The organism is Arthrobacter vasquezii, from assembly GCF_029455255.1.
In the GTDB taxonomy this organism is placed as follows: domain Bacteria; phylum Actinomycetota; class Actinomycetes; order Actinomycetales; family Micrococcaceae; genus Arthrobacter_D; species Arthrobacter_D parietis.
Window position 1 is genome coordinate 88,988 of record NZ_JAROKN010000002.1, and the last position, 23,867, is coordinate 112,854.

The following is a 23,867-nucleotide window of genomic DNA, read 5'->3' on the forward strand; positions in this document are numbered from 1 at the left end:
GAACGTGGTCATACTCAAGGACGAGCGGAAGGGGTTACCCGTGGCAGTCAAGAAAGTGCTTGCGGTGGTACTGGCAGGCGGCGAAGGAAAGCGGCTCATGCCGCTCACGGCGGACCGGGCCAAACCTGCGGTTCCTTTTGCCGGCAGTTACCGGCTCATCGATTTCGCGCTGTCCAATGTGGTCAACTCCGGCTATCTCCAGATTGTGGTGCTCACCCAGTACAAGTCGCACAGCCTGGACCGGCACATTTCCGAGACCTGGCGCATGTCCACCCAGTTGCAGCAGTACATCGCCTCCGTGCCCGCGCAGCAGCGGCGCGGCAAGAGCTGGTTCCTGGGCAGTGCCAACGCCATTTACCAGTCTCTCAACCTGATCCATGACGCGCGGCCGGACATCGTCGTCGTCATCGGAGCGGACCACGTCTATCGGATGGACTTCGAGCAGATGGTGCAAGCGCATCAGCGCAGCGGGGCGTCGGTGAGCGTCGCAGCTGTGCGGCAGCCGCTTCATCTCGCTAACCAGTTCGGCGTCATCGAAGTCGATTCCAATGATCCCGGCCGCATCTCGGCTTTCGTCGAGAAGCCCGAGACAACGCCCGGACTTCCCGATGACCCCAACAGCTTCCTGGCGTCCATGGGCAACTACGTCTTCAATACGGACGCCCTGATCGAAGCCCTCGAGGTTGACGCCGCACGCCTCAACACCAAACACGACATGGGCGGGGACATCATCCCCCACTTCGTGGAGCGTGGAGATGCCGCTGTGTATGACTTCACCACCAACGAGATTCCCGGATCGACCGATCGGGACAGCCAGTACTGGCGCGATGTCGGCACGCTGGATTCCTACTATGACGCCACCATGGATCTCATCACCCCGCTCCCGTTGTTCAATCTGTACAACCTCGAGTGGCCGATCTACACCCGGCAGAGCATTTCCCCGCCCGCCAAGTTTGTCCGGAGCGCGAGCGGCGTTTCAGGTGTCGCGCACGATTCGATCGTTTCGAACGGCGTCGTCATTTCCGGTGGTGCGGTGCAGGGATCGGTCCTGGCCACGGACGTTTTCGTCGACGAGGGAGCCGATGTGACGGGCTCCGTCCTGCTCGATCACGTGGCGATTGGTTCAGGAGCGGTTGTCCGGAAGGCGATTATCGACAAGAACGTCCACATTCCCCCCGGTGCCAAGATCGGCGTGGACCGCGAACTGGATATCAGCCGCGGATTCACGGTGACGGAGTCCGGACTGACAATTCTCAGCAAGGGGCAGGTAGTCGAGGGGTAACGGGAGATTGCGCAGCGCGGCGGTGGGCCGCGGTCCGTTTACCCCGCAGCCCACCGTCAGGCTACGCGGGTGATTTCCACCGTCACGTTGAGTGAGGACCCACCGCCGCCCGAGAGGATGCCCTTCAGAGGCGAGACATCGCGGTAGTCACGGCCCCGCGCCACAGACACATGGAAGTCGCTGACGGGGCCGCTGTTGGTCGGGTCCCAGCCGCGCCACTCGCCGTCCCACCACTCGACCCAGGCATGGGACTGTCCCGCCACCGCCACACCGACTGCCGCCGTCCTGCGCGGGTGCAGGTATCCCGAAATGTACCGGGCGGGAATACCGAGGCTGCGCAGTGCGCCGATCGCGACGTGAGCAAGGTCCTGACAAACCCCCTGGCGCTCGGACCAGGCATCACGGGCGTTGGACTGCACACCTGTAACGCCCTGCACGTACTTCATCTCGCCCTTGAGCCAGTCAAAAACGGAGTGCGCGGCGGCATGGGGGTCCTCGCCGCCGACGACATCCCGGACCAGCGAGCGGATTTCAGCATCGGGTTCCGTCAGAGGCGTGTCCGGAAGCCAGTCAGCGTAATCGTTCACAACTTCGTCGGAGCGCAGGTGCTGCCAGCTCACCACTTCCTCCGGAGCTGGAATGCGTTCAGTGCGGCTGACTTCCACGAGGGTCCGCGCCGATACTTCCAGCCGGTCGTGGGGCACGTGGACATCGAACGACGTCACACGGGTACCCCAGTAGTCACGGTAGGTGGCCATTGATGCACCGGACGGATTGAGGGTGACCGTTGATTCGAGCACCACCTGCTGAGAATCTGTCAGCGGGGTCATGCGCGCTTCGTTGTAGGACAGCGACACACGGCGCAGATAGTCGTAGCCGGTCCGGTGTTCAATCAGCAAGCGGCTCATGAGACCTCCCCTACCCAGGACAGTTCCGCTGCCTGCGAGAAATACGTGCGTGAGACGGCATCAGAGGCACGCGCACACGCCTTCTGGACTCTTTCCATATGCTCGGGCAGCTCCAGCATGAGGTCGTCCGTCTGATGGAACTCAAGGAAGGTGCGGGCCTGGCCCACGATCCTGCTGGCGTCATTGATGAAGCCGACGCGCTGGTAGGCCGGGTTCAGGTTCGCGAGGCACTTCTCGGCATCACTCAGGGCGTAGACGATCGAACGCGGAAACAGCCGGTCCAGCAGGAGGAACTGAGCCGCGTGCTGTTCGCCGAAGGATGCGCGCCGGGTTCTCAGGAACGACTCGTACGCGCCGGCGCAGCGGAGCATGTTCACCCACGACAGGCCGGATGCGTGAACGTCACGCGTGGAGAGCATCCGGGCAGTCATGTCTGCCCGTTCAAGACTGCGCCCGAGCACCAGGAACTGCCAGCTCTCATCGTGGCTCATGGTGGTGTCCGAGAGACCGCGCACCATGGCGGTGCGTTCGATGACCCAGTGGCAGAAGCGGTAGGTCCCGACTACGTCTTTCCGATGCTGCGTTAGTCCGTACCAGGTGGTGTTGAGCCCCTCCCATACGCTTCCGGACACCGTTTCCCGGGCCCGACGCGCGTTCTCCCGTGCAGCGCCGAGGGCGCCGGCGATGGAAGTAGCGCTGCTGCGATCGAAGGCGAGTGCCTCGATGAGATCAGGCAGGCCGAAGTCATCAGACTCAGGTTTGCTGCCCATAACTCCGAGCAGCTGCCGCGAGACGTCCCGCTGAACGGGACGAGGCATCTGGTTCAGCCGTTCAAGGTGAACATCGAGGATACGGGCGGTGCCGTCAGCCCGCTCAACGTACCTGCCGATCCAGAACAGCGACTCGGCAATCCGGCTAAGCATTGTTGTGCACCTCTCCTTCACCGCTGTTCTGATGGAGCCCATGCAACTGCTGTTGCTGTTGTTCGGGTTGCCGGTCCCGCCACCCCGTCTCAACGGGCCACACACTGACCCGCTCGGTCACCGGAGCGGCTTCGGGACGGACGGGCGCGCTGTCTGACTGGCCGTCGACCACCCAGGTATCCTTCGATCCGCCTCCCTGGCTGGAGTTCACGATCAGTGAGCCCTCCTTCATGGCTACCCGGGTCAACCCTCCGGGCAGGACCCACACGTTCTCACCGTCATTCACCGCAAACGGACGAAGATCAACATGGCGGGGACCGAACTGACCGCCGGACATTGTGGGCACGGTGGAGAGCTGCAGGACAGGCTGCGCAATCCAGCCCCGGGGATCGGCCAGAATCCGGTTCCGGAGTGCGGCAAGCTCGTCCGCCGTCGCATCAGGACCAATCACCAGACCCTTGCCGCCCGATCCGTCCACGGGCTTCACCACCAGCTCGTCGAGCCGGTCCAGCACTTCCTCCCGGGCAACTGGTTCCTCCAGCCGGAAGGTGTCAACGTTGGCGATGATCGGCTCCTCATTGAGGTAGTAGCGGATCAGGTCCGGCACGTAGGTGTAAACGAGCTTGTCATCGGCCACACCGTTTCCTACCGCGTTAGCGATGGTCACAGTGCCTGCCCGCGCCGCGTTGACGATCCCGGGACAACCGAGCACCGAATCTGCCCGGAACTGCAACGGGTCGAGAAATTCATCGTCGATGCGCTTGTAGATCACATCGACGCGCTGTTCCCCGGCCGTCGTCCGCATGTAAACCCGGTTGCTCCGGCAGATGAGGTCCCGTCCCTCGACGAGCTCCACGCCCATAAGCCCGGCGAGCAGGGTGTGTTCGAAGTACGCCGAGTTGAACACGCCGGGCGTGAGCACGACGACGGTGGGGTCCTCCGCTCCGGGCGGCGCTGTTTTTCGCAGCGCTGCAAGCAGACGGCGCGGGTATTCCTCGACCGGACGGATGTGCTGCTGGCCGAAGGCCTCGGGCAGCCCCTTTGCCATGGCCCGGCGGTTCTCCAGCACGTAGCTGACGCCGCTGGGGACCCTCACATTGTCCTCGAGGACGCGGAAAGTGCCTTCGGCGTCCCGCACCACGTCGATTCCGGAAATATGCACGCGCACCCCTCCGGCCGGATCGAAGCCGGCCACCTCCCGGTGGAAGTGCGCCGAGGAAGTGATCAGGCGGCGGGGAATGACGCCGTCGGTCACGACGCTCATCTTGTCGTAGATGTCGTTGAGGAAGGCTTCGAGTGCGTGTACCCGCTGCGTCACGCCGCGTTCAAGTGAGTCCCAGTCGGACCCGGCTATGACGCGAGGCACGATATCAAGCGGGAAGGGTCGCTCCTCCCCCGCAAAATCGAAGGTGACTCCGCGATCGAGGAACGTCCGCGCCATCGAGTCTGCCCGGGCGGTCACATCGGCCAGGTTGAGCTCTTCAAGGGCGGCAGCCACGGGTCTGTATTCGGAGCGCGGTTGATTGGCGTCGTCGAACATCTCGTCGTAAGCGGCGGTGCGCCGTGCGACGGTTGCGTAGTCTTCAAAGAGCTCGGACATGGCTCCACATTGCCATGTATCGGACCTGTTTACCTACCGGCGCCACGGACCGGCTGCGCGCCGTGGTGCCCTCGACAGTCATCGCGGCTGGCCGCACCGATCATGGTTGAATAGGCCGGTGCACAACGAGAATCTGCGCCGCGATGAGGCGGCGGACCGGTCAGCAATCATCACCGTCTCCAGCTATGACATCACGCTGGATGTAAGCGCCGCGGAGGATGCCGGGAGTACCGGGTTCTCATCGCGGACAGTTGTGACGTTCGACTGTTCCTCGCCCGGTGCCGACACTTTCCTCGACTTCATTCCCGCCAGGGTGCAATCCGTCACGCTCAACGGTGCGGTTCTGGATCCAGAGCAGGTTGTTGACGGCGCGCGCATCATGCTCCCCCAGCTTGCTGAGCAGAACACCGTGATCGTGGACGGTACGGCGCTGTACAGCCGCAGCGGCGAGGGTATGCACCGCTTCGAGGATCCCGCCGACGGTGAGACGTACCTGTACACCCAGTATGAGCCAGCCGACGCCCGCCGTGTCTTCGCCTGCTTCGAACAGCCCGACCTCAAGGCGTCCTTCAGCTTCCACGTTCGCGCCCCGGAGCGGTGGACCGTCGCATCGAACGGCGCTGAGACCAGCCGCGACCAGCACGACGACGGTTCCGCGACCTGGCACTTCGCGCCCACCATGCGCATCTCGACCTACATCACGACGGTCCTGGCCGGTCCATACGAATCCGTGACTGACGAATGGACCGGCATTCTGGACGGCGGAGAGGTGCTGACCATCCCCTTGTCCCTGTTCTGCCGCCGGTCGCTCAGCGCGCACCTCGATGCGGCGCGGATCTTCGACACCACGCGCCGGGGACTCACCTACTTCCACGACCTGTTCCGGTACCCTTATCCGTTCGGGAAATACGATCAGGCCTTCGTGCCCGAATACAACCTCGGTGCCATGGAAAACCCCGGTCTGGTGACCTTCACCGAGTCCTATGTGTTCCAGTCGAGGGCCACACACACGCAGTACGAGGCGCGGGACAATACGATCATGCACGAGATGGCGCATATGTGGTTCGGCGATCTCGTGACGATGACCTGGTGGGATGATCTGTGGCTGAAGGAATCTTTCGCTGACTTCTCGGGAGCGCTCGCGGTAGCGGAGGCGTTGGATTCGCCGACCTCGTGGGTCACCTTCGCCACCCGGCGCAAGGCCTGGGCCTACCTGCAGGATCAGCTGCCTTCCACCCACCCGATCGTCGCGGACATCGTGGACCTGGAAGCCGCGAAGCTCAATTTCGACGGCATCACCTATGCCAAGGGTGCCTCGGTCCTGAAGCAGCTCGTGGCCTACGCCGGTTTCGAAGCTTTTGCGTCCGCGGCACGATCCTACTTCCGCAAGCACGCCTTCTCGAACACTACTCTCGATGACCTGCTGGGAGCTCTCAGTGAAGCCTCGGGCAGGGACATGTCGGACTGGGCACAGCGGTGGCTGCAGACCTCTGGAGTTCCGCAGCTTGCCGCTCAGGTGGAAACCGACGACGACGGCGTCTATACCTCCCTGGCGATCCTCCAGCAGGCGCTCGACCCCGTGAGTTCAACACCTGCTCCCCGCCCGCACAGCGTCCGTTTAGGGCTCTACTCGCTTGATCCGAACGGCAGGCTGCTCCGCACCGCCTCCCACGATGTCCTGCTGGACGGGGACCGCACGGAGATTCCCGAACTCATCGGCAGCGCACAGCCCGATCTGCTGCTCATCAACGACGATGACCTGACCTATGCAAAGCTCGTCTTCGATGATCGCTCCCTCGCAACGCTTCTGTCCTCCGCGGACCGGCTGGAGGAACCCCTGGCGAGGGCTGTATGCCTGGCTGCATTGTGGTCCTCGACTCGTGACGGCATTCTCAGCGCAGACGACTACGTGGAGGCGGTCGGGAGGACAGCGCCGGCCGAGGAGGGCGTAGGGATTCTCCAGCAGCTGCTTCAGAACGCCCGGCACGCCGTCGAACACTATGCTCCGGTCCCGGCACGGATGGCTCTGCGCGAGCGCTTCACGCGCTTCCTGCTCCGCGGGCTGGAAGCCGCCACACCCGGTTCTGATCATCAGCTGGTCTGGGCACGGGCGCTGGCCGCAACCGCCCGGAAGACAGCAACCCATGCGCCCCTGGTGCGCGGCCTGCTGGAAGGCACGGAGACTGTTGACGGTTTGGTGATCGACGACGAACTCACCTGGCAGCTGTGGCAGGCGTTGGCGGCGCAGAACCTTGCCACGGTTGATGAACTCGAAGCCGCCCTCCAGCGTGACCGCACTGCATCGGGCCGAACCGGCTTCACGACGGCGTGCACGTCGTTCCCGGACGCTGCCGTCAAGGCCAGAGCGTGGAAGGAGGCCGTCTTCGGTGATCGGTTGTCCAACGAATTGCTCAGCGCCACCATGGTCGGTTTCCAGCAAGGACCGTCGGAACTGCGTGAACCGTATGTCGATGCCTATTTCCAGGAGATTGAGAGGGTATGGCGGGAGCTGCCGATTGAAATGTCGGCAAGGATTGTGCGTGGACTGTATCCCGGCGATCAGGACCTCGCCGAGGGATCTGTTCCTGAAGACCATCCGGTGCTGGTGCTGACAGATTCCTGGCTGGATGAACACGCGGGGTCACCTCAATCCCTCCGGAGGATCGTGGTGGAGGAACGCGACCACCTGCTGCGCGCGTTGCGGGCTCAACAGGCCGCGGGCTGACGAATCACGGCACGCGGTAAAGCCATTCGTCAGTACCGAACTTCTCCTCGACCAGCATCTGCGCCGTTGCCAGTTCGGTCTCTGTCAGGATCCCGTCTACGGCCTGGTAGCGCTCCCTGAAGGTTTCGCTCAGGACCTGGATGATTTCCTCCCGTGTCAGTCCGGTCTGCCGACGAAGGGGGTCCACCCGCTTCTTGGCGCTCTTGATTCCCTTGTCGGAGAGCTTCTCGCGTCCGATCCGGAGGATCTCGAGCATTTTGTCGGCATCGATGTCGTAGGACATCGTCACGTGGTGGAGCATGCCGCCGTTGCTCAGCCGTTTCTGCGCCGCGCCGCCGATCTTGCCGATATCCGTTGCAATGTCGTTGAGCGGCTGGTACCAGGCGGAGATCCCCAGCTTTTTCAATCCTTCCATCACCCAGTCATCGAGGAACGGGTAGGAGTCAGCGAAGCTCATTCCATCCACCAGTGACTGCGGGATGTAGAGCGAATAGGTGATGGCGTTGCCGTGCTCCATGAACATGGCTCCGCCGCCGCTCATGCGGCGGACCACGCTCACCCCGTGGCGACGAACCGCGTCAGCGTCTACCTCGTTGCGCATGGACTGGAAGCTGCCGATGACCACCGAGGGGCTTTCCCACTCCCAGAAGCGCAGGGTTGGGTTACGCAGGCCGGCACCCACCTCACGGGTCAGCACCTCGTCCATCGCGACGTGCATGGCGGTGGGAAGCGGCGTGGGACCGATGATCTCCCACTGGTGGTCAGCGAAGCCGGAAGCCTTTCCGAGCGCCCTGCGGACGGCGGTGGCGACTGCTTCCGGCGAGAAGCCGAAGAGTTGCGCATCCGGTCGCAGCTCCCGTCGGATCGCCGATGCCAATTCGCCGTGGGGAGTATCGGTCTCAAGCCCTTCCAGGGCGGCATTGATGTCATCCAGCGCCTCGTCCGGCTCCAGGAAGAAATCACCGTTCACCGACACCTGACTCAGCTTCCCGCCTGCGACGTCGGTGTCCACCACTACCAGCTTGCCGCCGGCAACCTTGTATTCACCGTGAAATTCCCGTGTGGCCCCGTGATCCATGATCCTCCTGCTGCACCTTCCGGCTACCCCTTGGTATACGGCTTAAAGCGCTGGGCCCGAACCGGAAATTCCGGTTCGGGCCCAGTAACACTGTTCAGGCGAACTACTTCTTGCCGAAACCCTTGAAGCGCTGGTTGAAGCGCTCGACGCGGCCGGCGGAGTCCATGATGCGCTGCTTGCCGGTGTAGAACGGGTGGGACTCCGAAGAGATTTCCACCTCTACCAGCGGGTAGGTGTTTCCGTCTTCCCATTCAACCGTCTTGTTGGAAGTAACGGTTGAGCGGGTGAGGAAAGACTTCTCAGAAGCGAGGTCGCGGAAGACGACCGATGCGTACTTGGGGTGGATATCAGACTTCATGGGAGTACCTTCTGTAGTTGCCTGGATTTTGCCAGGCACCGGTGGTTTGAAAGTTGACGGCCCGTAGGCCAGCAACCAACTCTACCGCACGCGCGGGGGATCCGCGAAAGAGCTCTCGGAGCGCTGGACCGCACTCGACCTGCACTCCCAGAAAGCGACGGCGCCTGCCGCTGCGACGTTGAGGGAATCCACGGCGGAACTCATCGGAATCCTGACGGAGATATCTGCTTGTTCGAGTGTGGATTGCGAGAGCCCTTCACCCTCAGTGCCCAAAATGAGGGCCAGTCGGTCCGGATCGCGCTGCGACAGCTCCTGCAGCTCGAGCGAATCCGGTGCCAGGGCCAGTGCCGCCACCAGAAACCCGGACGCGCGTAGCATTGCGATGCTGCCCGGCCACGAGTCCAGCCTCACCCACGGCACCTGGAAGACCGTTCCCATGCTGACCCTGATAGCCCTTCGATACAGCGGATCAGCGCAGCGTGGCGTGATCAGGACCGCATCCACGCCGAGCGCCGCTGCGGAACGGAAAACCGCGCCCAGGTTGGTGTGATCCACCATGTCTTCGAGGATCGCCACGCGGTGCGCGCTATGCAGCACATCCTCCAGTGCCAGCGGAGCAGGGCGATTCATGGCCGCCAGGGCGCCGCGGTGAAGGTGGAAGCCGGTGATGTCCTCCAGTACCGACTCGGACCCGACATAGGCAGGTGTGTCCGGGAAACGGGCAAGGATGTCTTCGAGGTCCGGGAGCCATTTGTCCGTCAGGAAGAACGATCGCGGCGTATGCCCGGCGTCGATGGCCCGCCGGAGCACCTTCGTGCTTTCGGCGATATACAGGCCCTCAGCCGGCTCGCGGCGCCGACGCAGCTGCGTATCGGTCAGTCCGGTGTAATCAGTAACCCGGGGGTCTGCCGCGTCGGCGAGGCGCTCCAGGGCCACGCTAGCTCACCAGCCGCACGATCATGACGTAGAGCGCAACCAGGCCGAGAACCACAATGACGCTCCGCAGAATGAGGGGGGAAAGGCGCCGGCCGACCTTGGACCCGATAACCCCGCCCACAAGGGAACCAACGGCGATGAGCAGGACAACCCACCATTCGATGCGATCGAAGGCAAAGAGCATGTAGGAGACAGCTGCGATCAGGTTCACCCCAAGCACAAGGACGTTCTTCATCGCGTTGGCTGACTGCATGGTGCCGGAAAGAAAAATGCCCAGGATCCCCACCAGCAGAATGCCCTGCGCGGCGACAAAATATCCGCCGTAGACGCCGGCCAGGAAGACGAGCACCGTCAGTGCCAACGGATGGGATCTTGTGGGCGCTTTGGTCTCAGCGCGCCGCCGCACCCAACGCTGCAGTTTCGGTTGGAAGATCACAAACCCGAGCGCGACCACGATCAGGAACGGCGCCACCAGCCCGAAGACGGTCTCGGGGAGGTTGAGAAGGAGGGCCGCACCGGCAATGCCTCCGAGCAGCGAAGCTGGCAACAGCCGGGCCAGGGTTCGGCCGTTGCCCTTCAGCTCTTCCCGGTACCCCCACGCGCCGGTTACGTTGCCGGCCACGAGTCCCATGGCATTGCTGATGGTGGCGGTCACCGGGGCATACCCCAGGGCAACCAGAATGGGGAACGTCACCAGGGTGCCGGAACCGACGATCGTGTTGATGGTTCCGGCCCACAAACCGCCGAGTAGGATCAGCGCATCGCGCCACAGGTCCACGAAGTATCTTCCGCTGCTAGGACCGCGCGACGGCGCTGTAACGGCCATCCCGTTGGGTAACTTCGAGAGGCATGTCGAACGCCAGGCTCAGGTGTTCGGCCACCAGCACATCACCGACGGGTCCAGCCGCCACCACTGAACCCTCACGCAGGAGCATCGCGTGAGTGAAGCCCGGAGGTACTTCTTCGAGGTGATGCGTCACCAGGACGATCGCCGGCGAATCCTCATCCGCAGCAAGTTCGCTGAGGCGCGCGACGAGGTCCTCGCGCCCGGCCAGATCCAGGCCGGCGGCAGGCTCATCGAGCAGGAGCAGCTCCGGGTCAGCCATCAGGGCACGCGCTATCTGGACACGTTTGCGTTCGCCCTCGCTCAGCGAAGAGAAGGGTCTGTTCATCAGGGTGGACACACCCCAGGCGTCGAGCAGCCGGAAGGCCCGACGCTCATCCAGCCGCTCATACTGTTCGCGCCAGCGGCCGGTCATTCCATAGGAGGCAGTAACGACCACATTGAGCACGGTTTCATGTTCCGGGATCTGGGACGCTAACGCCGCCGAGGCGAGGCCGATACGGGGCCGCAGCTCGAAGACGTCGACCGCTCCCAGCACCTCGTCGAGGATTCCCGCCACGCCGCGCGTTGGGTGGATCCGCGCGCCTGCGATCTGCAGGAGCGTGGTTTTGCCCGCGCCGTTGGGGCCCATAACCACCCAGCGCTCGCCCTCACGGACCTGCCAGTTGACGTCGTCCAGGAGCGCTTTTCCTCCGCGGACAAGACTCACCCCGGAGAGTTCCAGAACATCACTCATGACAGTAGACACTAGGCCAAGAGCAGCCTTGAACGTTAAATGAACAGCGGCGGCATGACCGGAAATCCGTATGGCCCGTCACCGGTTTCACCGCCGCCGGGCAGGGGATCATAATGACAAAGGAGATTCGGATCGAGGAAAGGCCGTTGGCGCACGTGGCGGAGATGTTCAGGGTGGTCAGCTTCGGCGCCCGGTTGGAGGATGCTCACTGCTTGCGGGTGCGCCGCGCCCTGCAGGAAAGTGGCGCCGTCGTCGTCGGTGAAAGCCGGAACGACGACGGCCGCTACCAGGTTGCCTGCCTGACCGTCAGTTCCGATGACGGCATCGATACGCTTCGCACGACGGTTGCGCCGCTATTGTCAGATGAAACGGGCATCGCGGTGGTGCCTACGGCGCTCCTCGGCGAGGGAACCAAACTGCTCATCATGGATGTGGACTCGACCCTCATCAAGCAGGAGGTCATCGAGCTCCTTGCAGCACACGCCGGCCGGGAAGCGGAGGTTGCTGCCGTCACGGAATCCGCAATGCGCGGCGAACTGGATTTTGCACAGAGTCTGCATGCGAGGGTAGCCGTGCTCGCCGGGCTGACTGAGGGTGTCATCGATGATGTCGGCACCCGGATCGAGCTGAGCGAAGGTGCAGAACATCTGGTCGCGGCATTCCTGGATGCTGGTCATGTTGTTGCGGTGGTTTCGGGCGGATTCAGCCAGATCCTCGAGCCGTTGGCCGCGCGCCTGAACCTCACCCATGCCAAAGCCAATGAACTGGGCGTGGACGCCGGCACGCTCACGGGTTCAGTGATCGGTCCGGTGGTGGACCGGGCGGAGAAGGCACGGTGCCTGCGGGCATGGTCCGAGGCCGCCGGGATACCGCTCGAACGTACGGTGGCAGTGGGCGACGGCGCCAATGACCTGGACATGCTGGCCGCTGCCGGGCTTGGCGTCGCGTTCAACGCCAAGCCGGCGGTGCGGTCAGCCGCTGATGTTGCGGTGAATTTTCCCTATCTTGACGTGGTCCGCCACTTCGTGCGGTTGTAGGTCCATGCTCTTCGCGGCAGCCGGCTAAGGGCTAGCGCGTGAAGTGCTCAGCTCCGCCTACGTACTCTGTGTGGCCGGTGGGAACATCAGCGGTTGCCATGGCAACAATCTCGGCCGCGAACTCCTCCACCGTGTAGAGGCGTCCGGCCTCCTGCCGGCGGGCCTCGATGGCGCCCGGCGCCGCGCGGTCGAGCAGGGCAGCGGTGACCGTGCCCTCGATCATGTCTCCGGAAACGACGACGAAGCTGATGCCGCGCTCGGTCAGCGCCGGGACCATCTCCCGAAGCGCATCCTCACCTGCACGTTTGCTGCGCGCTACCGGCTCGTACGCGTCCATCGTTTCCACCGTGTTGATGAAGTGGGCCTGGTGGCTCGTGACAAAGACGACACGGGAGCCGGCGGGCATGGCGTCAAGAGCTGCTGTGAGCATGCCGACCTGTGCGTCCCGGTTCAGCTTGAGCGCGTAGTCCTCCCCGAGGCCGGACTCCATACCGCCGGAGGCATTGAGGACCAGCAGGTTGAGTCCACCGAAATTCTGCACAGCAGCGTCCACGAGTGCCTGTGCGCCGTCCTGGGCAGTCAGGTCCGAGCCCACTGCCACGGCACGGCCGCCGGCGGCCTCGATGCCCGCGACCACCTTGTTTGCCCGGGGCGCCTTCTGCCGGTAATTGACGACGACGGCGGCGCCCTGCGCGGCCAGGAGCTTTGCCACCTCAGCGCCGATTCCGCGGGACGATCCCGTGACGATTGCCGTTGTGCTGTCCAGTGCGCCCATGTCCGGGGCCCTCCTTGATTCGGTTGTGCCTTTGGCTGTGTAGTGCGAAGAACTGCTGTGGTGGTCAGTGACCCATTCCGAGTCCGCCGTCAACGGGGATGACGGCCCCTGAAATGTAGGCCGCCTCGTCGCTGGCAACCCACCGGACCACGTTGGCAACCTCGTCTGCATCCGCGAACCGGCCGGCCGGGATGGAGGAGAGGTAGGTCTGCTGGGTTTCGGCCGGAAGCGCGGCGGTCATGTCCGTGTTGATGAAGCCGGGAGCAACCACGTTGCAGGTGATTCCCCTCGATCCGAGTTCCCGCGTCAGCGAGCGTGCGATTCCCACGAGACCGGCCTTGGACGCCGAATAATTGATCTGTCCCGGCGCTCCATACAGCCCGGACACTGACGAGATGAGGACAATCCGGCCCTTTCGCAGGCGAAGCATCCCCCTGCTGGCCCGCTTGATCACCCGGAAGGAGCCGGTGAGGTTTGTGTCTACGACGTCCGTGAAATCCGTTTCACTCATCCGAAGAAGCAGGGTGTCCCTGGTGATACCCGCGTTCGCGATCAGCACCTCAACAGCGCCGTGGGTGTTCTCAACTTCGCTGAAGGCGGCATCGACCTGCGCGTTGTCCGTGACGTCCGCTTTCACCCCGAGCATCCCGGCCGGAACATTGCCGCTTCGGTACGTGATGGCCACCCGGTCACCGTTGGCGAGGAAGGACTGAGCAATTGCCAGCCCGATCCCCCGGTTGCCTCCCGTTACCAGGACGCTGCGTCCGGTTTTCTTCTCGGGCGTTCCAGCGGTGTCTTGTTCCTGCACGGAGGGTCCTTTCGGAGGGAGCGGTGCTGAGCATCCGTTCGATCCTATCTGCACTGACCGATGTTGCCGGGAACTTTAAGTGGGGGCTCGGGAGTGAGACAATGGAGTAGTCCCCTTGGAGTGTGATGATCAAGCTGAGCCTTCAGTCAAAGCGCCGCCCGGAAATCCATAACATCAGTGATGCCCGCGAGGCGCACAGCGATGACATGCGCCAGCGGATGATCAAGTATTCCGTGTCCATGGGAATTCGCATGGTCTGCCTGATCCTCGTTTTCGTGGTGGAGGGCTGGCTGCAGTGGGTCATGATCGCGGGAGCCGTGTTCCTTCCCTATTTCGCGGTGATCATAGCGAATGGTGGAAGCGACACCAGCAACCTCGCCCACAGCGATTCGCTGCTCGACCGTGCTCCTGCCGCGGAACTGGAAGCACCGGCACCGGCGGCAGTGAAAGAGGAGCCCGTCACGCTGCAGGGCGAGATCATCGAAGACGAGCCGGAGCTCGATCAGGAAGCAGGGAAGCAGGAAGGAACATCGTGAGCATCTTCGACCAGTTGCCGGGCGCAGTTCCCTCAACAGCACAGTCTTCAACCAGGGCTGCATCTACAGCGCACGGCAACCCCATCTGCTCCCGGAAAGCCTGCGGACAGAGTGCGTCCTGGCAACTCCTCTGGAACAACCCCCGCATTCACACTCCTGAGCGCAGAAAGACGTGGCTGGCCTGCAGCGAGCACCGCGAGTGGCTGGAGGAGTACCTCACCACCAGAGGACTCTGGAAGCAGACGCTGCCGCTGGAAGGCAGTCCGGCGGCGTCGTGAAGATACTGAAATACCTGGCGACACCCCGCTGGTTCGGCTGGTTGGCGCTCGTTCTGGTGCTGGCCGCAGCCTGCAGCGCACTGGGGCTGTGGCAGTTGGACCGGCGGGACCAGGCGGCGGCTACTGTGAACACGGTCGAGGCAAACTATGATCTCGCGCCGATCCCCTACTCGCCGTCGCTGTTTGAGTCTTTCGATGGGGCAACGGAATGGGCGCCTGTCACGCTCGTCGGACACTATGACTCCGCCAACCAGCGCATCGTACGTAACCGGCCGCTGGGCGGCCGGCCGGGCTACGAAGTTCTGGTTCCGTTGAAGCTCCAGGACGGCACCGCCGTCGTCATCAACCGTGGGTGGTTGCCCATTGGCAACGACCGCGCGGGCCGCCCCGATACAGTTCCTCCGGCGCCGGAGGGAGAAGTCACCGTCGTTGCACGCATTCGTCCGGCAGAGCCGGACCTGGACCGGTCGGCGCCGCAGGGACAACTGGCCTCCATTGACCTGGCTACCTATCAATCGCAGCTGGAGTATCCGATTTCCACCGCTGCATACGGTTTGGTAGCCAGCGAAACACCGGCCCCGGCCACAGCCCCGATCGCGCCGGCCAAGCCGGCTATCGATCTCGGGCCGCACCTGTCCTATTCCATGCAGTGGTTCGCCTTCGGAGTGCTGTTGTTCGTCGGTCTGGGTTATGCCGCCCGGCAGCAGTACCGCATCGACCATGAGGACGAGCATGCGCAGTCAGCGCCAGCACGGGCACGCCGCCGCCCCTCCTCCGAGCAGGAAGAAGATGCGATTCTGGACGCCCAGGGACTCTAGGCGAGCGTCACCAGGTCAAGGTAGTCGTCGTTCCAGAGGTCTTCCACGCCGTCAGGCAGCAGCACTACCCGTTCCGGGTTCAACGCGTCCACAGCGCCCTCGTCGTGACTGACGAGCACCACCGCGCCGGAGTAGTTCCGCAGGGCTCCCAGGATTTCCGCGCGGCTTGCCGGGTCCAGGTTGTTGGTGGGCTCATCGAGCAGCAGCACATTGGCGGATGATGCCACGATCGTTGCAAGGGCGAGGCGGGTCTTCTCGCCGCCCGAGAGGACTCCTGCCGGCTTGTCGACGTCGTCTCCGGAAAACAGGAAGGAACCGAGAATGCCGCGGACCTCTGCGTCCCGCATGTCCGGTGCCGAAGACCGCATGTTCTCGAGGACGGTGCGCTCAGTGTCAAGCGTCTCGTGCTCCTGGGCGTAGTAGCCCACCTTCAGTCCGTGACCGGGGATGATCTCGCCGGTATCCGGCTTGTCAACCCCCGCAAGCATGCGCAACAGGGTGGTTTTGCCCGCACCGTTCAGCCCGAGAATCACCACCTTGGAGCCGCGGTCGATGGCCAGATCGACGTCGGTGAAAATTTCCAGCGAGCCATAGGACTTGCTCAGACCCTCTGCCGTCATCGGCGTGCGGCCGCACGACGCCGGTTCGGGGAAGCGCAGAGCTGCGACGCGGTCCTGTGCGCGTACGTCATCGAGCCCGGAGAGCATCCGCTCAGCCCGCTTTGCCATATTCTGGGCAGCGACCGCCTTGGTTGCCTTGGCGCGCATCTTGTTGGCCTGGTCAATCAGCACCTGGGCCTTCTTTTCGGTGTTGGCCCGTTCCCGCTTGCGCGCCCGCTCATCGGTCTCACGCTGCTGGACGTAGCGCTTCCACCCCATGTTGTACAGGTCGATGGTGGCCCGGTTCGCATCAAGCTGGAACACCTTGTTGACGGTCGCTTCAAGCAGCTCCACATCGTGGCTGATGACAATCAGCCCGCCCTGGTGATTCTTCAGGAATTCCCGCAGCCAGGTAATGGAGTCAGCGTCCAGGTGGTTGGTCGGCTCATCGAGGAGCATGGTTTCAGCGCCGGAGTAAAGGATGCGCGCGAGCTCCACCCGTCGGCGCTGACCGCCCGACAGTGTTTTCAGCGGCTGGTTGAGGATTCGTTCCGGAAGCGCGAGATTCGAGGAGATAGCAGCCGCCTCGGCTTCTGCCGCGTAGCCGCCGTGAGCGAGGAACTCCGTCTCCAGGCGGTCATAGCGAGCCATAGCCTTGTCCCGGACGGTGGTATCTTCACTGGCCATCTGGTCCTGCGTCTCACGCAGCTTCCGGACAACAACGTCCAGGTTGCGGGCAGAGAGGATCCGGTCACGGGCCAACTGCTCCATGTTGGGAGTGCGCGGGTCCTGCGGCAGGTAGCCGATCTCCCCGGTGCGGGTGATGGTGCCGGCGGCCGGCAGACCCTCCCCCGCCAATACCCGGGTCAGCGTTGTCTTGCCGGCGCCGTTTCGCCCGACGAGCCCGATCTTGTCTCCCCGGTCCACCCGGAAGGACACCTGATCCATGAGCAGCCTTGCGCCCGCGCGCAATTCAAGATTCGACACGGTAATCACGGTGGCTGGGCCTTTCCTGTTCCGGCGCTGTAGGCCGGACCTCAATGTTGTAGGAAACCTACAAAAGCGTTTGCTTCTTTCCGCACTAATCTCGGTAAGTAACAGCTCACCGTTGTGTAGATCTCACAGAAAGCGTCACGATGCAACAGACGAATCCGGCTCCGCATTCCACACCCGCCGATACTCCGGCACGGGCTCGTTCTTCCTGGAATGCGACCGATCTCTCGCTGATCGCGGTCTTCGCAGCCGTCGTGGCCGCCAGTGCCATCCTACCCGCTATACCGGTGGGGCAGGTGGGGGTGCCGATCACTTTGCAGACCCTGGCAATCATGGTGACCGGAATTGTGCTCGGGCCGTGGCGGGCGGGCGCAGCCCTCAGCCTGTACGTGGCCGTTGCGCTCGCGGGACTGCCGATCTTCAGCCAGTTCCGAGGCGGTATCGGTGTCCTCTTCGGCCCATCAGCCGGTTACATCATCGCGTTTCCCATTGCAGCCTTCGTGGTCGGCTTCCTCGCACGCATCGTCTTCCGCCGGTTTTCCCGCTACCGGTTCCTTGCACTGTTCGTTGCCTGCACTGTGACGAGCCTGCTCATCACACATCCGTTGGGAATCATCGGCATGATGATCAATGCAAAACTTGACCTCGCCGCTGCCATCGCAGCCGACGTCGTCTTCCTCCCCGGAGATGTCCTGAAGAACCTGGCGGCCGCTGCAATCGGGCTCAGTGTTCTCAAGGCGTTCCCCCGTCTCCAGTCCCGTTCAGCCCGCCGGCGCTGAGCTAGGCAATGATCCAGTTCAGCGAAGCAGCCGTACAGGCAGATCATCCGGTACCACGAACCATCCTGGCACCGCTGAATCTCTCACTGGTAGAAAGCCGCATCAGCATCATCGGCGCAAACGGATCCGGCAAGTCCACCCTGTTGAAACTGATCAATTCACTGGTCCTGCCGACGTCCGGTCAGGTGACGGTCGACGGGCTGGACACCGCGCGCAAAGGCGCGGCGGTCCGGCAAAGCGTGGCTTTCATGTTCACTGACCCGCTGTCCCAACTGGTGATGCCCACCGGTCGTGAAGACGTGGAGCTGTCCCTGCGCCGGCGCTACCGAGACCGCGGGGCGCGGCGCACGGCAGCTGTTGAAGTTCTCGGCCGATTCGGACTCGCGCATCTTGCGGATCAGAGCGTCTACGACCTCTCGGGCGGTGAACGCCAGCTCCTCGCCCTCGCAACCGTCCTTGCGTGTGATCCCAAGGTCCTCGTTGCGGACGAACCGACCACCCTCCTGGACCTCCGTAACTCAGAACGCGTGCGGCGCCTGTTCCGCGGTCTTGACCAGCAGGTCATTTTCACCACCCATTCGCTGGACTTCGCGCTGCAGGCTGAACGCACCCTGGTGGTTGATTCCGGCCGGGTGATATTCGACGGCGTCCCCGCCGACGCCGTCGCCGCCTACCGCGAGCTCAGCCTGCATGATGCGTCCGCTGAAGGGCCGCTGTGAGGGGTCACGCCAGCCTGCTTGGCGCGTATGTGGAGCGCAGATCGATCCTGCATGCCGCTCCCCTGTGGGCCAAGTTCCTGCCGGTGGCTGTGCTGTCGGTGGTGGTCCTGGCACTAAGTTCGCTGGAAGCCACACTGGCCGGTCTGGGCCTGGTTGTCCTGGCCTACCTCGGGGGTGCTCGGCTTGGGTTCCGCGAGCTGCTCCAGCCCCTTCGGAAGATGTGGCTGCTCATCGTCGTCCTTGGAGCGTTCCAGTGGTTCAGCGCGGGACTCCTTCCAGCGTTCCTCGTAGTCGGGAACATCGTGACCTGCGTTCTGGCTGCCCTGCTGATCACGCTGACAACCGAGAGCCAACGCATTCTCGACGGACTGGTTTCACTGGCTCGTCCGCTGCAGCCGCTTGGCGCCGATCCGGAACGCTTTGGGCTGACCGTCGCACTGATGCTGCGCAGCATCCCCTATCTGGTCGGCTCTGCGGAGGATTCCCGCGACGCGGCCCGTGCCCGCGGCCTGGAACGCAATCCACGCGCGCTGATCCTTCCCGTCTTCATCGGTGCGGTGGCCTATGCACAGCAGACCGGAGATGCGCTCGCAGCACGCGGTCTCGCGGAAGCAGATCACGACGGCGGCACTCCCGGTGGAGCATCCCGGTCCGGTTCGTAGGGCTGCTGGGCAGCGGATCCTCCCGCTGCTACTGGAGGCTCACCGTACGGAAAGCGGCGGCTGTCCCTACGCCGCCGGCTGCGCTCACCGCAGCCACCGACCAGCCGCCGTCGTCCCGGGGGCCGCCCGGCATGGCGGCCTGGCGCAGAAGGTTGGCAACAAGCATCGCGCCCGAAGCACCATATGGGTGGCCATAGGCAAGAGCCCCGCCGTGGAGGTTGAGACGTTCAGGGGCAACTCCTAACAGCTGCGCCGAGGCGAGCACCTGCGCCGCGAAGGCCTCGTTGTACTCCCAGGTGGATACAGCGTTCCTGTTCAACTGGATCCCTTCGAGGAGCTTCAGCACCGCGTGCGCGCCGGCGGTTCCAAAGAGGGCAGGTGCCCCTCCGGCAGATGCAGAACCGTGGAATTCAAGCACTGTGTTGAAGCCCGCCGCCCTGGCACGTGCACGGCTCGTCACGACGGCGACTACCGCTCCGTCTGCATCGGCACAGGAATTGCCGGCGGTAACGCTCCCGGCCGCCGTGAATGCCGGTGGGAATCGGGACAGGACCTTCGATGTCATCCCACGACGTGGTGTCTCGTCCGTGTCGCAGCCGGCAATCGGAACTATCTCCGCCGACATTCCATCGAGCGCTGCGGCGGTGCGGGTGTAGCTGCGGAGGGCGTACTGGTCCTGCTCGTCACGTTGGATGCCGAAGGCGGCGGCAACGTTCTCAGCTGCCTGGCCGGCACTCGGATCGCCGTGAGTCTCCGGTGCAAACCGCGCGCGGGAGAAGAAGTCGGGCGCTCCGGGCAGCGAGGTCAACCGGTGCGCGCGCAAGGGAGCGGTGCTGCAGCTTTCCACACCCCCGGCAATGAACCAAGCGCCTGCCTCCGACTCCACGAGCCGGCAGGCCAACGAGATCGCGTCGAGACCGGAAGCGCACTGACGGTCGATCGTGAGGCCGGGTACCTCCACCGGCAGGCCCGCGGCCAGCGCTGCCAACCGCGCTACGTTGCCTCCTCCACCGGCGGCATTGCCGATGATGACGTCCGCCAGGCCACTCTCCGGAAGGCCGGCGTCCCGGTACGCGGCGTGCAGGACGGCTGCGAGCAGATCATGCGCCTCGGTCGACGAGAACACCCCGCGGAGGCGGCCGAACGGTGTGCGGCGGCAGAGGGCAATGACGGCCCGCCTCTCGTCCCGACGGTCCTCAGGCAAGCCGCTCAAGGGCACCGTCCCTTCCTATTACTGACGCCTTCAGCGCGGCGCGATCCGGTTTCCCCGCGGTGGTCAACGGTAGCCGCCCGGTTCGGAGGATCAGTTTCGGCACCTTATCGACGGGCAGCAGCTCCTTCAGCCGGGTGCGAAGGGCCCGGGTGTCGATGACGGCATCCGGGCGCGCCTGGATGACAGCGGCCAGCGCGCAGCCACGGCGTGCGTCCGGAACCCCGAGCACGACGGCGGCCGGATGACCTGCCGTCGCGAGCGCGGCTTCGACCTCGCTCGGATAGACATTGCTTCCCGCGACCACGAGCATGTCGCCGTGCCGACCGGTCAGGTGCAGCGCGCCGTCGTCGTCAATCCAGCCCTGGTCCTGCACCGTGACCCAGCTCCCGTCGCGCCGGAAGGCGCGTCCGTCGTCTCCGAAGAGATAACCTTCGATCGCTGTGTCGGTCTGGACGGAAATGGTACCCACGTTGCCGTGCCGGCCGGAACCGCTGTCCGCGTCGATCCTGATCCGCACCCCTGGGAAGGGACGGCCGACATCGTTCCCGTCAAAGCCGTCCACCCGCCGGGCGGTGACCAGGCTCAGCTCCGACGCGCCGTAGTACTCGAAGACGCGGGCGGCCGGCGCACTGCGCAGGATGATCTGGGTGTCCGCCGCGGAAAGCCGGGCGCCGCCGGATACCACGGTGCGCAGTTCCGGTAGTTCTCCCTCGATTCGGTCCAGAGCCAGCCGCAGTGTGGACGGGACCCCGACGAGATGCTCGATGCGCTCGGACCTTAGGACCTGCGCCGTCAGCGGACCTGTCGCTGCCCTATCCCCGGGTGCCAGTGAGTGGAAGGTCGAACCGGCGTAGAGACACTCGGCGAGGGCGTACAGATTCAGGCTGGCAGCCAGCGGACCCGGTGCACAGACACGCAACCCCGGAGTGACACCGAACCAGTTCACGCTCCGCTCCAGTGAGCGGGACCACGAACCGACAGTTCGTACAAACCCTTTCGGGACTCCGGACGTGCCAGAGGTGAATCCGCAGTAAAAGCGCGCGTCGGCAGCTGCGTCGGCCAGCGAAGACGGGTGCGCGGCCTCCGTCGGATCCGCTGAAGTGATCACGGCGTCCGGATGGAGGGCCTCCAGGATCCTGACCCGAAGATCACTCGGCCAGCGGGGATCAAGGACGGCGGCGCATCTACCCTGTCCAACCACGGCGGTGAAAGCAACGGCGAAATGCACCGGATCGCTGATCTGTAGGGCGATCATTCCTCCTTCAGGCAACTGCAGTGAGGACGCCCGTGCAGCCAGCTCGCCGTAGGTCAGCCGCAGGGACCCGGCGACGACGGCATTCCGCCCGGGTTCGCGGCGTGCCCAGTACAGCAGACGGTCGATGAAGGGCATGGTTGGGGCGTCTCCCTCTTCTGGCAATACCGCAAACGTTAGTACATTGGTGCACACGCTCATCGCTGTCGAACCGCGCGGTCCTGTCACCGGGCAGAACGGATGTGACCGTCATGGCACCGGAAGTCCAGATCCTCCACGGTGACATCACCACCCAGCACGTCGACGCCGTCGTCAATGCAGCGAACTCATCGCTGCTGGGCGGAGGTGGGGTGGACGGTGCCATCCATGCGGCGGCGGGGCCGGAACTGCTCGAAGCGTGCCGTGAAATCCGCGCGAATTCTTTGCCCGGCGGGCTGCCGGTGGGTCAGGCTGTCGCGACGCCGGGATTCAGGCTGCCTGCCCGCTGGATAGTCCATACCGTCGGTCCCAACCGCCATGCGGGCCAGAGTGACCCCGCGCTGCTTGAGTCCTGCTTCCGACAGAGTCTCAAGGTCGCCGACGAGCTGGGCGCACGCTCGGTTGCCTTTCCCGCGATCAGCGCCGGGATCTTTGGTTGGGACCCCGACGCGGTGGCCAGAATTGCGTTCGCGAGGGTTGCTGACTACGACGGCGGTATCCGGCAGATCAGCTTCGTGCTGTTTTCGGAGCGGCTTGTTTCGGTCTTTCGGCACGCTCACACGAACAGTAAAGGCTGACACTGACGCACACAAGGGGAGGCAGCGCTCGCAGCGCTGCCTCCCCTTGTGTGCGGACCGGTGTTCCGGATGGGCTAGATATTGAAGCCCAGTGCCCGCATTTGATCGCGGCCGTCGTCGGTGATCTTTTCGGGCCCCCACGGCGGCATCCACACCCAGTTGAGCCTCCAGTCGTCGACTACCCCATCGAGCGCCTGCCCCACCTGTTCCTCGATCACGTCGGTCAGGGGGCACGCTGCGGTGGTGAGGGTCATGTCGATCAGCAGAGCGCCGTCGTCGGCGTACTTCAAGCCGTACAACAGACCAAGATCGACAATATTCACGCCGAGCTCAGGATCAATGACGTCCTTCAGCGACTCTTCGACATCCTCAAGGGATGTCTGTGCTGCGTTCACATCGCTCATGTCAGGAGCCTCTCTTTGTGTCGGTAGCCGGATCAGGCGCCGGCAGTAGCTGTACCGGCCACGAGGAAGCGGTCATAGCCCTCTTCCTCCAGGCGATCGGCGAGCTCAGGGCCGCCCTCTTCAGCGATTCGGCCGTCGACGAAGACGTGCACAAAGTCAGGCTTGATGTACCGCAGGATGCGTGTGTAGTGGGTGATGAGCAGGGTGCCCATGTTGCCCTTGCTGTGCTCACGGTTGACGCCCTCTGACACCACCTTGAGCGCGTCGACGTCGAGACCTGAGTCGGTCTCGTCCAGGATGGCGAACTTCGGCTTGAACAGTTCGAGCTGAAGGATCTCCACGCGCTTCTTCTCGCCGCCGGAGAAGCCCTCGTTCACGTTGCGCTGAGCGAAGTCGGCATCAATGCGCAGCTGCGACATTGCCTCCTTCACGTCCTTGGTCCAGTGCCGGAGGCTCGGGGCCTGGCCGTCGAGTGCGGTCTTGGCCGTGCGCAGGAAGTTTGTCATGGTGACACCCGGAACCTCGACCGGGTACTGCATAGCGAGGAAGAGTCCGGCGCGGGCCCGCTCATCGACGCTCATCTCCAGGACGTCCTCACCGTCGAGGGTGATCGAGCCGCTGTCCACGGTGTAACGGGGATGACCGGCGATGGTGGATGCGAGGGTCGACTTTCCGGAGCCGTTCGGGCCCATGATGGCGTGGCTCTCGCCGGTGTTGATAGTCAGGCTGACGCCTTTGAGGATGGGCTTGGCGCCCTGTTCCGTCTCGATGCTGACGTGCAGATCCTTGATCTCAAGGGTGGACATCTTTGGGTTCTCCTTTGCATCC

The 23,867-nt window shown here is 63.9% G+C and carries 25 protein-coding genes; 10 read left to right on the forward strand and 15 right to left on the reverse strand.

The window, feature by feature from the left end:
* Nucleotides 1-40 precede the first annotated feature (40 nt).
* A complete protein-coding gene (gene glgC, locus P4U43_RS01525; RefSeq protein ID WP_235563243.1) occupies nt 41-1,282 on the forward strand; it encodes a glucose-1-phosphate adenylyltransferase in 1,242 nt (413 codons plus the stop codon).
* 56 nt (nt 1,283-1,338) lie between these two features.
* Here glgC and P4U43_RS01530 read toward each other — a convergent pair whose 3' ends face one another.
* Genes P4U43_RS01530 through P4U43_RS01540 form a run of 3 tightly spaced genes read right to left on the reverse strand, consistent with a single transcriptional unit; the run spans nt 1,339 to nt 4,713 of the window.
* Nucleotides 1,339-2,190 (reverse strand): transglutaminase family protein, encoded by an 852-nt coding sequence (locus P4U43_RS01530; protein WP_277357153.1) that lies wholly within the window; start codon nt 2,188-2,190, stop codon nt 1,339-1,341.
* Nucleotides 2,187-3,113 carry an alpha-E domain-containing protein gene (locus P4U43_RS01535; RefSeq protein WP_277357154.1) on the reverse strand — a complete coding sequence of 309 codons (927 nt, stop codon included), beginning with the start codon at nt 3,111-3,113 and terminating at the stop codon, nt 2,187-2,189. Before P4U43_RS01535 ends, P4U43_RS01530 begins: the two co-directional genes overlap by 4 nt.
* Nucleotides 3,106-4,713 (reverse strand): circularly permuted type 2 ATP-grasp protein, encoded by a 1,608-nt coding sequence (locus tag P4U43_RS01540; RefSeq protein WP_277357155.1) that lies wholly within the window; start codon nt 4,711-4,713, stop codon nt 3,106-3,108. The genes P4U43_RS01535 and P4U43_RS01540 overlap by 8 nt, the downstream gene beginning before the upstream one ends.
* A gap of 118 nt (nt 4,714-4,831) precedes the next feature.
* Between P4U43_RS01540 and pepN the strand changes: the two genes are divergently transcribed.
* The gene (pepN, locus tag P4U43_RS01545; RefSeq protein ID WP_277357156.1) at nt 4,832-7,438 is read left to right on the forward strand and encodes an aminopeptidase N; all 2,607 of its coding nucleotides are present in this window, start codon (nt 4,832-4,834) and stop codon (nt 7,436-7,438) included.
* Between the two features lie 4 nt (nt 7,439-7,442).
* On the opposite strand, the gene P4U43_RS01550 is transcribed toward pepN, so the two are convergent.
* The 5 genes from P4U43_RS01550 to P4U43_RS01570 all read right to left on the reverse strand — a co-directional run bounded on the left by P4U43_RS01550 (nt 7,443) and on the right by P4U43_RS01570 (nt 11,390).
* Nucleotides 7,443-8,516, reverse strand: a complete 1,074-nt coding sequence (locus tag P4U43_RS01550; protein ID WP_277357157.1) for a lipoate--protein ligase family protein — start codon at nt 8,514-8,516, stop codon at nt 7,443-7,445.
* Nucleotides 8,517-8,619: 103 nt separating this feature from the next.
* A complete protein-coding gene (locus P4U43_RS01555) occupies nt 8,620-8,874 on the reverse strand; it encodes a type B 50S ribosomal protein L31 (protein WP_056547629.1) in 255 nt (84 codons plus the stop codon).
* A gap of 81 nt (nt 8,875-8,955) precedes the next feature.
* Nucleotides 8,956-9,810, reverse strand: coding sequence for a TrmH family RNA methyltransferase (locus P4U43_RS01560; RefSeq protein WP_277357158.1), 855 nt, complete (start codon nt 9,808-9,810; stop codon nt 8,956-8,958).
* 1 nt (nt 9,811) lies between these two features.
* Complete coding sequence (locus tag P4U43_RS01565; protein WP_056547625.1) at nt 9,812-10,588, reverse strand: sulfite exporter TauE/SafE family protein; 777 nt, start codon at nt 10,586-10,588, stop codon at nt 9,812-9,814.
* Nucleotides 10,589-10,604: 16 nt separating this feature from the next.
* Nucleotides 10,605-11,390, reverse strand: coding sequence for an ABC transporter ATP-binding protein (locus P4U43_RS01570; RefSeq protein ID WP_277357159.1), 786 nt, complete (start codon nt 11,388-11,390; stop codon nt 10,605-10,607).
* A 155-nt stretch (nt 11,391-11,545) separates the two neighbouring features.
* On the opposite strand from P4U43_RS01570, the gene serB reads away from it, so the two are divergent.
* Nucleotides 11,546-12,427 (forward strand): phosphoserine phosphatase SerB, encoded by an 882-nt coding sequence (gene serB, locus P4U43_RS01575; RefSeq protein ID WP_404800680.1) that lies wholly within the window; start codon nt 11,546-11,548, stop codon nt 12,425-12,427.
* Nucleotides 12,428-12,458: 31 nt separating this feature from the next.
* Here serB and P4U43_RS01580 read toward each other — a convergent pair whose 3' ends face one another.
* Nucleotides 12,459-13,202: an SDR family oxidoreductase gene (locus P4U43_RS01580; RefSeq protein ID WP_277357160.1), complete on the reverse strand. Its 744-nt coding sequence runs from the start codon at nt 13,200-13,202 to the stop codon at nt 12,459-12,461.
* 64 nt (nt 13,203-13,266) lie between these two features.
* The gene (gene fabG, locus P4U43_RS01585) at nt 13,267-14,010 is read right to left on the reverse strand and encodes a 3-oxoacyl-ACP reductase FabG (RefSeq protein WP_056547620.1); all 744 of its coding nucleotides are present in this window, start codon (nt 14,008-14,010) and stop codon (nt 13,267-13,269) included.
* A 125-nt stretch (nt 14,011-14,135) separates the two neighbouring features.
* Between fabG and P4U43_RS01590 the strand changes: the two genes are divergently transcribed.
* Genes P4U43_RS01590 through P4U43_RS01600 form a run of 3 tightly spaced genes read left to right on the forward strand, consistent with a single transcriptional unit; the run spans nt 14,136 to nt 15,642 of the window.
* A complete protein-coding gene (locus P4U43_RS01590) occupies nt 14,136-14,546 on the forward strand; it encodes a DUF3099 domain-containing protein (protein WP_277357161.1) in 411 nt (136 codons plus the stop codon).
* Nucleotides 14,543-14,824, forward strand: coding sequence for a hypothetical protein (locus P4U43_RS01595; protein ID WP_404800677.1), 282 nt, complete (start codon nt 14,543-14,545; stop codon nt 14,822-14,824). The genes P4U43_RS01590 and P4U43_RS01595 overlap by 4 nt, the downstream gene beginning before the upstream one ends.
* 2 nt (nt 14,825-14,826) lie before the next feature.
* Nucleotides 14,827-15,642 (forward strand): SURF1 family cytochrome oxidase biogenesis protein, encoded by an 816-nt coding sequence (locus P4U43_RS01600; RefSeq protein WP_277357229.1) that lies wholly within the window; start codon nt 14,827-14,829, stop codon nt 15,640-15,642.
* On the opposite strand, the gene P4U43_RS01605 is transcribed toward P4U43_RS01600, so the two are convergent.
* On the reverse strand, nt 15,639-17,237 hold the full coding sequence (locus P4U43_RS01605) for an ABC-F family ATP-binding cassette domain-containing protein (RefSeq protein ID WP_277357162.1): 1,599 nt from the start codon (nt 17,235-17,237) through the stop codon (nt 15,639-15,641). The genes P4U43_RS01600 and P4U43_RS01605 overlap by 4 nt on opposite strands.
* A 140-nt stretch (nt 17,238-17,377) precedes the next feature.
* Here P4U43_RS01605 and P4U43_RS01610 point away from each other — a divergent pair, with 140 nt between their 5' ends.
* From P4U43_RS01610 to P4U43_RS01620, 3 genes are read left to right on the forward strand one after another with little or no spacing between them, the layout of a single operon-like run.
* A complete protein-coding gene (locus tag P4U43_RS01610) occupies nt 17,378-18,013 on the forward strand; it encodes a biotin transporter BioY (RefSeq protein ID WP_277357163.1) in 636 nt (211 codons plus the stop codon).
* An 8-nt stretch (nt 18,014-18,021) separates the two neighbouring features.
* Complete coding sequence (locus P4U43_RS01615) at nt 18,022-18,732, forward strand: energy-coupling factor ABC transporter ATP-binding protein (RefSeq protein WP_277357164.1); 711 nt, start codon at nt 18,022-18,024, stop codon at nt 18,730-18,732.
* On the forward strand, nt 18,729-19,394 hold the full coding sequence (locus tag P4U43_RS01620; protein WP_277357165.1) for an energy-coupling factor transporter transmembrane component T family protein: 666 nt from the start codon (nt 18,729-18,731) through the stop codon (nt 19,392-19,394). Before P4U43_RS01615 ends, P4U43_RS01620 begins: the two co-directional genes overlap by 4 nt.
* A gap of 28 nt (nt 19,395-19,422) precedes the next feature.
* On the opposite strand, the gene P4U43_RS01625 is transcribed toward P4U43_RS01620, so the two are convergent.
* Both P4U43_RS01625 and P4U43_RS01630 read right to left on the reverse strand, forming a co-directional pair.
* Nucleotides 19,423-20,613, reverse strand: a complete 1,191-nt coding sequence (locus P4U43_RS01625; protein ID WP_404800678.1) for a thiolase family protein — start codon at nt 20,611-20,613, stop codon at nt 19,423-19,425.
* The gene (locus P4U43_RS01630) at nt 20,591-21,997 is read right to left on the reverse strand and encodes a class I adenylate-forming enzyme family protein (protein ID WP_277357167.1); all 1,407 of its coding nucleotides are present in this window, start codon (nt 21,995-21,997) and stop codon (nt 20,591-20,593) included. Before P4U43_RS01630 ends, P4U43_RS01625 begins: the two co-directional genes overlap by 23 nt.
* Before the next feature lie 113 nt (nt 21,998-22,110).
* On the opposite strand from P4U43_RS01630, the gene P4U43_RS01635 reads away from it, so the two are divergent.
* Nucleotides 22,111-22,635 carry an O-acetyl-ADP-ribose deacetylase gene (locus P4U43_RS01635; protein ID WP_277357168.1) on the forward strand — a complete coding sequence of 175 codons (525 nt, stop codon included), beginning with the start codon at nt 22,111-22,113 and terminating at the stop codon, nt 22,633-22,635.
* A 74-nt stretch (nt 22,636-22,709) separates the two neighbouring features.
* Here P4U43_RS01635 and P4U43_RS01640 read toward each other — a convergent pair whose 3' ends face one another.
* Together P4U43_RS01640 and sufC are read right to left on the reverse strand one after the other, a co-directional pair.
* Entirely contained in the window at nt 22,710-23,039 is a 330-nt protein-coding gene (locus P4U43_RS01640) for a metal-sulfur cluster assembly factor (RefSeq protein WP_056547596.1), read from the reverse strand.
* 32 nt (nt 23,040-23,071) lie between these two features.
* Nucleotides 23,072-23,845, reverse strand: coding sequence for a Fe-S cluster assembly ATPase SufC (sufC, locus tag P4U43_RS01645; RefSeq protein WP_056547845.1), 774 nt, complete (start codon nt 23,843-23,845; stop codon nt 23,072-23,074).
* Nucleotides 23,846-23,867: the final 22 nt, after the last annotated feature.

Coding starts and splice junctions, on each gene's coding strand:
- P4U43_RS01530 (WP_277357153.1), bottom strand. CDS start 2,190: ATGAGCCGCTTGCTGATTGAACACCGGACCGGCTACGACTATCTGCGC.
- P4U43_RS01535 (WP_277357154.1), bottom strand. CDS start 3,113: ATGCTTAGCCGGATTGCCGAGTCGCTGTTCTGGATCGGCAGGTACGTT.
- P4U43_RS01540 (WP_277357155.1), bottom strand. CDS start 4,713: ATGTCCGAGCTCTTTGAAGACTACGCAACCGTCGCACGGCGCACCGCC.
- P4U43_RS01550 (WP_277357157.1), bottom strand. CDS start 8,516: ATGGATCACGGGGCCACACGGGAATTTCACGGTGAATACAAGGTTGCC.
- P4U43_RS01555 (WP_056547629.1), bottom strand. CDS start 8,874: ATGAAGTCTGATATCCACCCCAAGTACGCATCGGTCGTCTTCCGCGAC.
- P4U43_RS01570 (WP_277357159.1), bottom strand. CDS start 11,390: ATGAGTGATGTTCTGGAACTCTCCGGGGTGAGTCTTGTCCGCGGAGGA.
- P4U43_RS01580 (WP_277357160.1), bottom strand. CDS start 13,202: ATGGGCGCACTGGACAGCACAACGGCAATCGTCACGGGATCGTCCCGC.
- P4U43_RS01590 (WP_277357161.1), top strand. CDS start 14,136: ATGATCAAGCTGAGCCTTCAGTCAAAGCGCCGCCCGGAAATCCATAAC.
- P4U43_RS01610 (WP_277357163.1), top strand. CDS start 17,378: ATGCAACAGACGAATCCGGCTCCGCATTCCACACCCGCCGATACTCCG.
- P4U43_RS01615 (WP_277357164.1), top strand. CDS start 18,022: ATGATCCAGTTCAGCGAAGCAGCCGTACAGGCAGATCATCCGGTACCA.
- P4U43_RS01630 (WP_277357167.1), bottom strand. CDS start 21,997: ATGCCCTTCATCGACCGTCTGCTGTACTGGGCACGCCGCGAACCCGGG.
- P4U43_RS01635 (WP_277357168.1), top strand. CDS start 22,111: ATGGCACCGGAAGTCCAGATCCTCCACGGTGACATCACCACCCAGCAC.
- P4U43_RS01640 (WP_056547596.1), bottom strand. CDS start 23,039: ATGAGCGATGTGAACGCAGCACAGACATCCCTTGAGGATGTCGAAGAG.
- sufC (WP_056547845.1), bottom strand. CDS start 23,845: ATGTCCACCCTTGAGATCAAGGATCTGCACGTCAGCATCGAGACGGAA.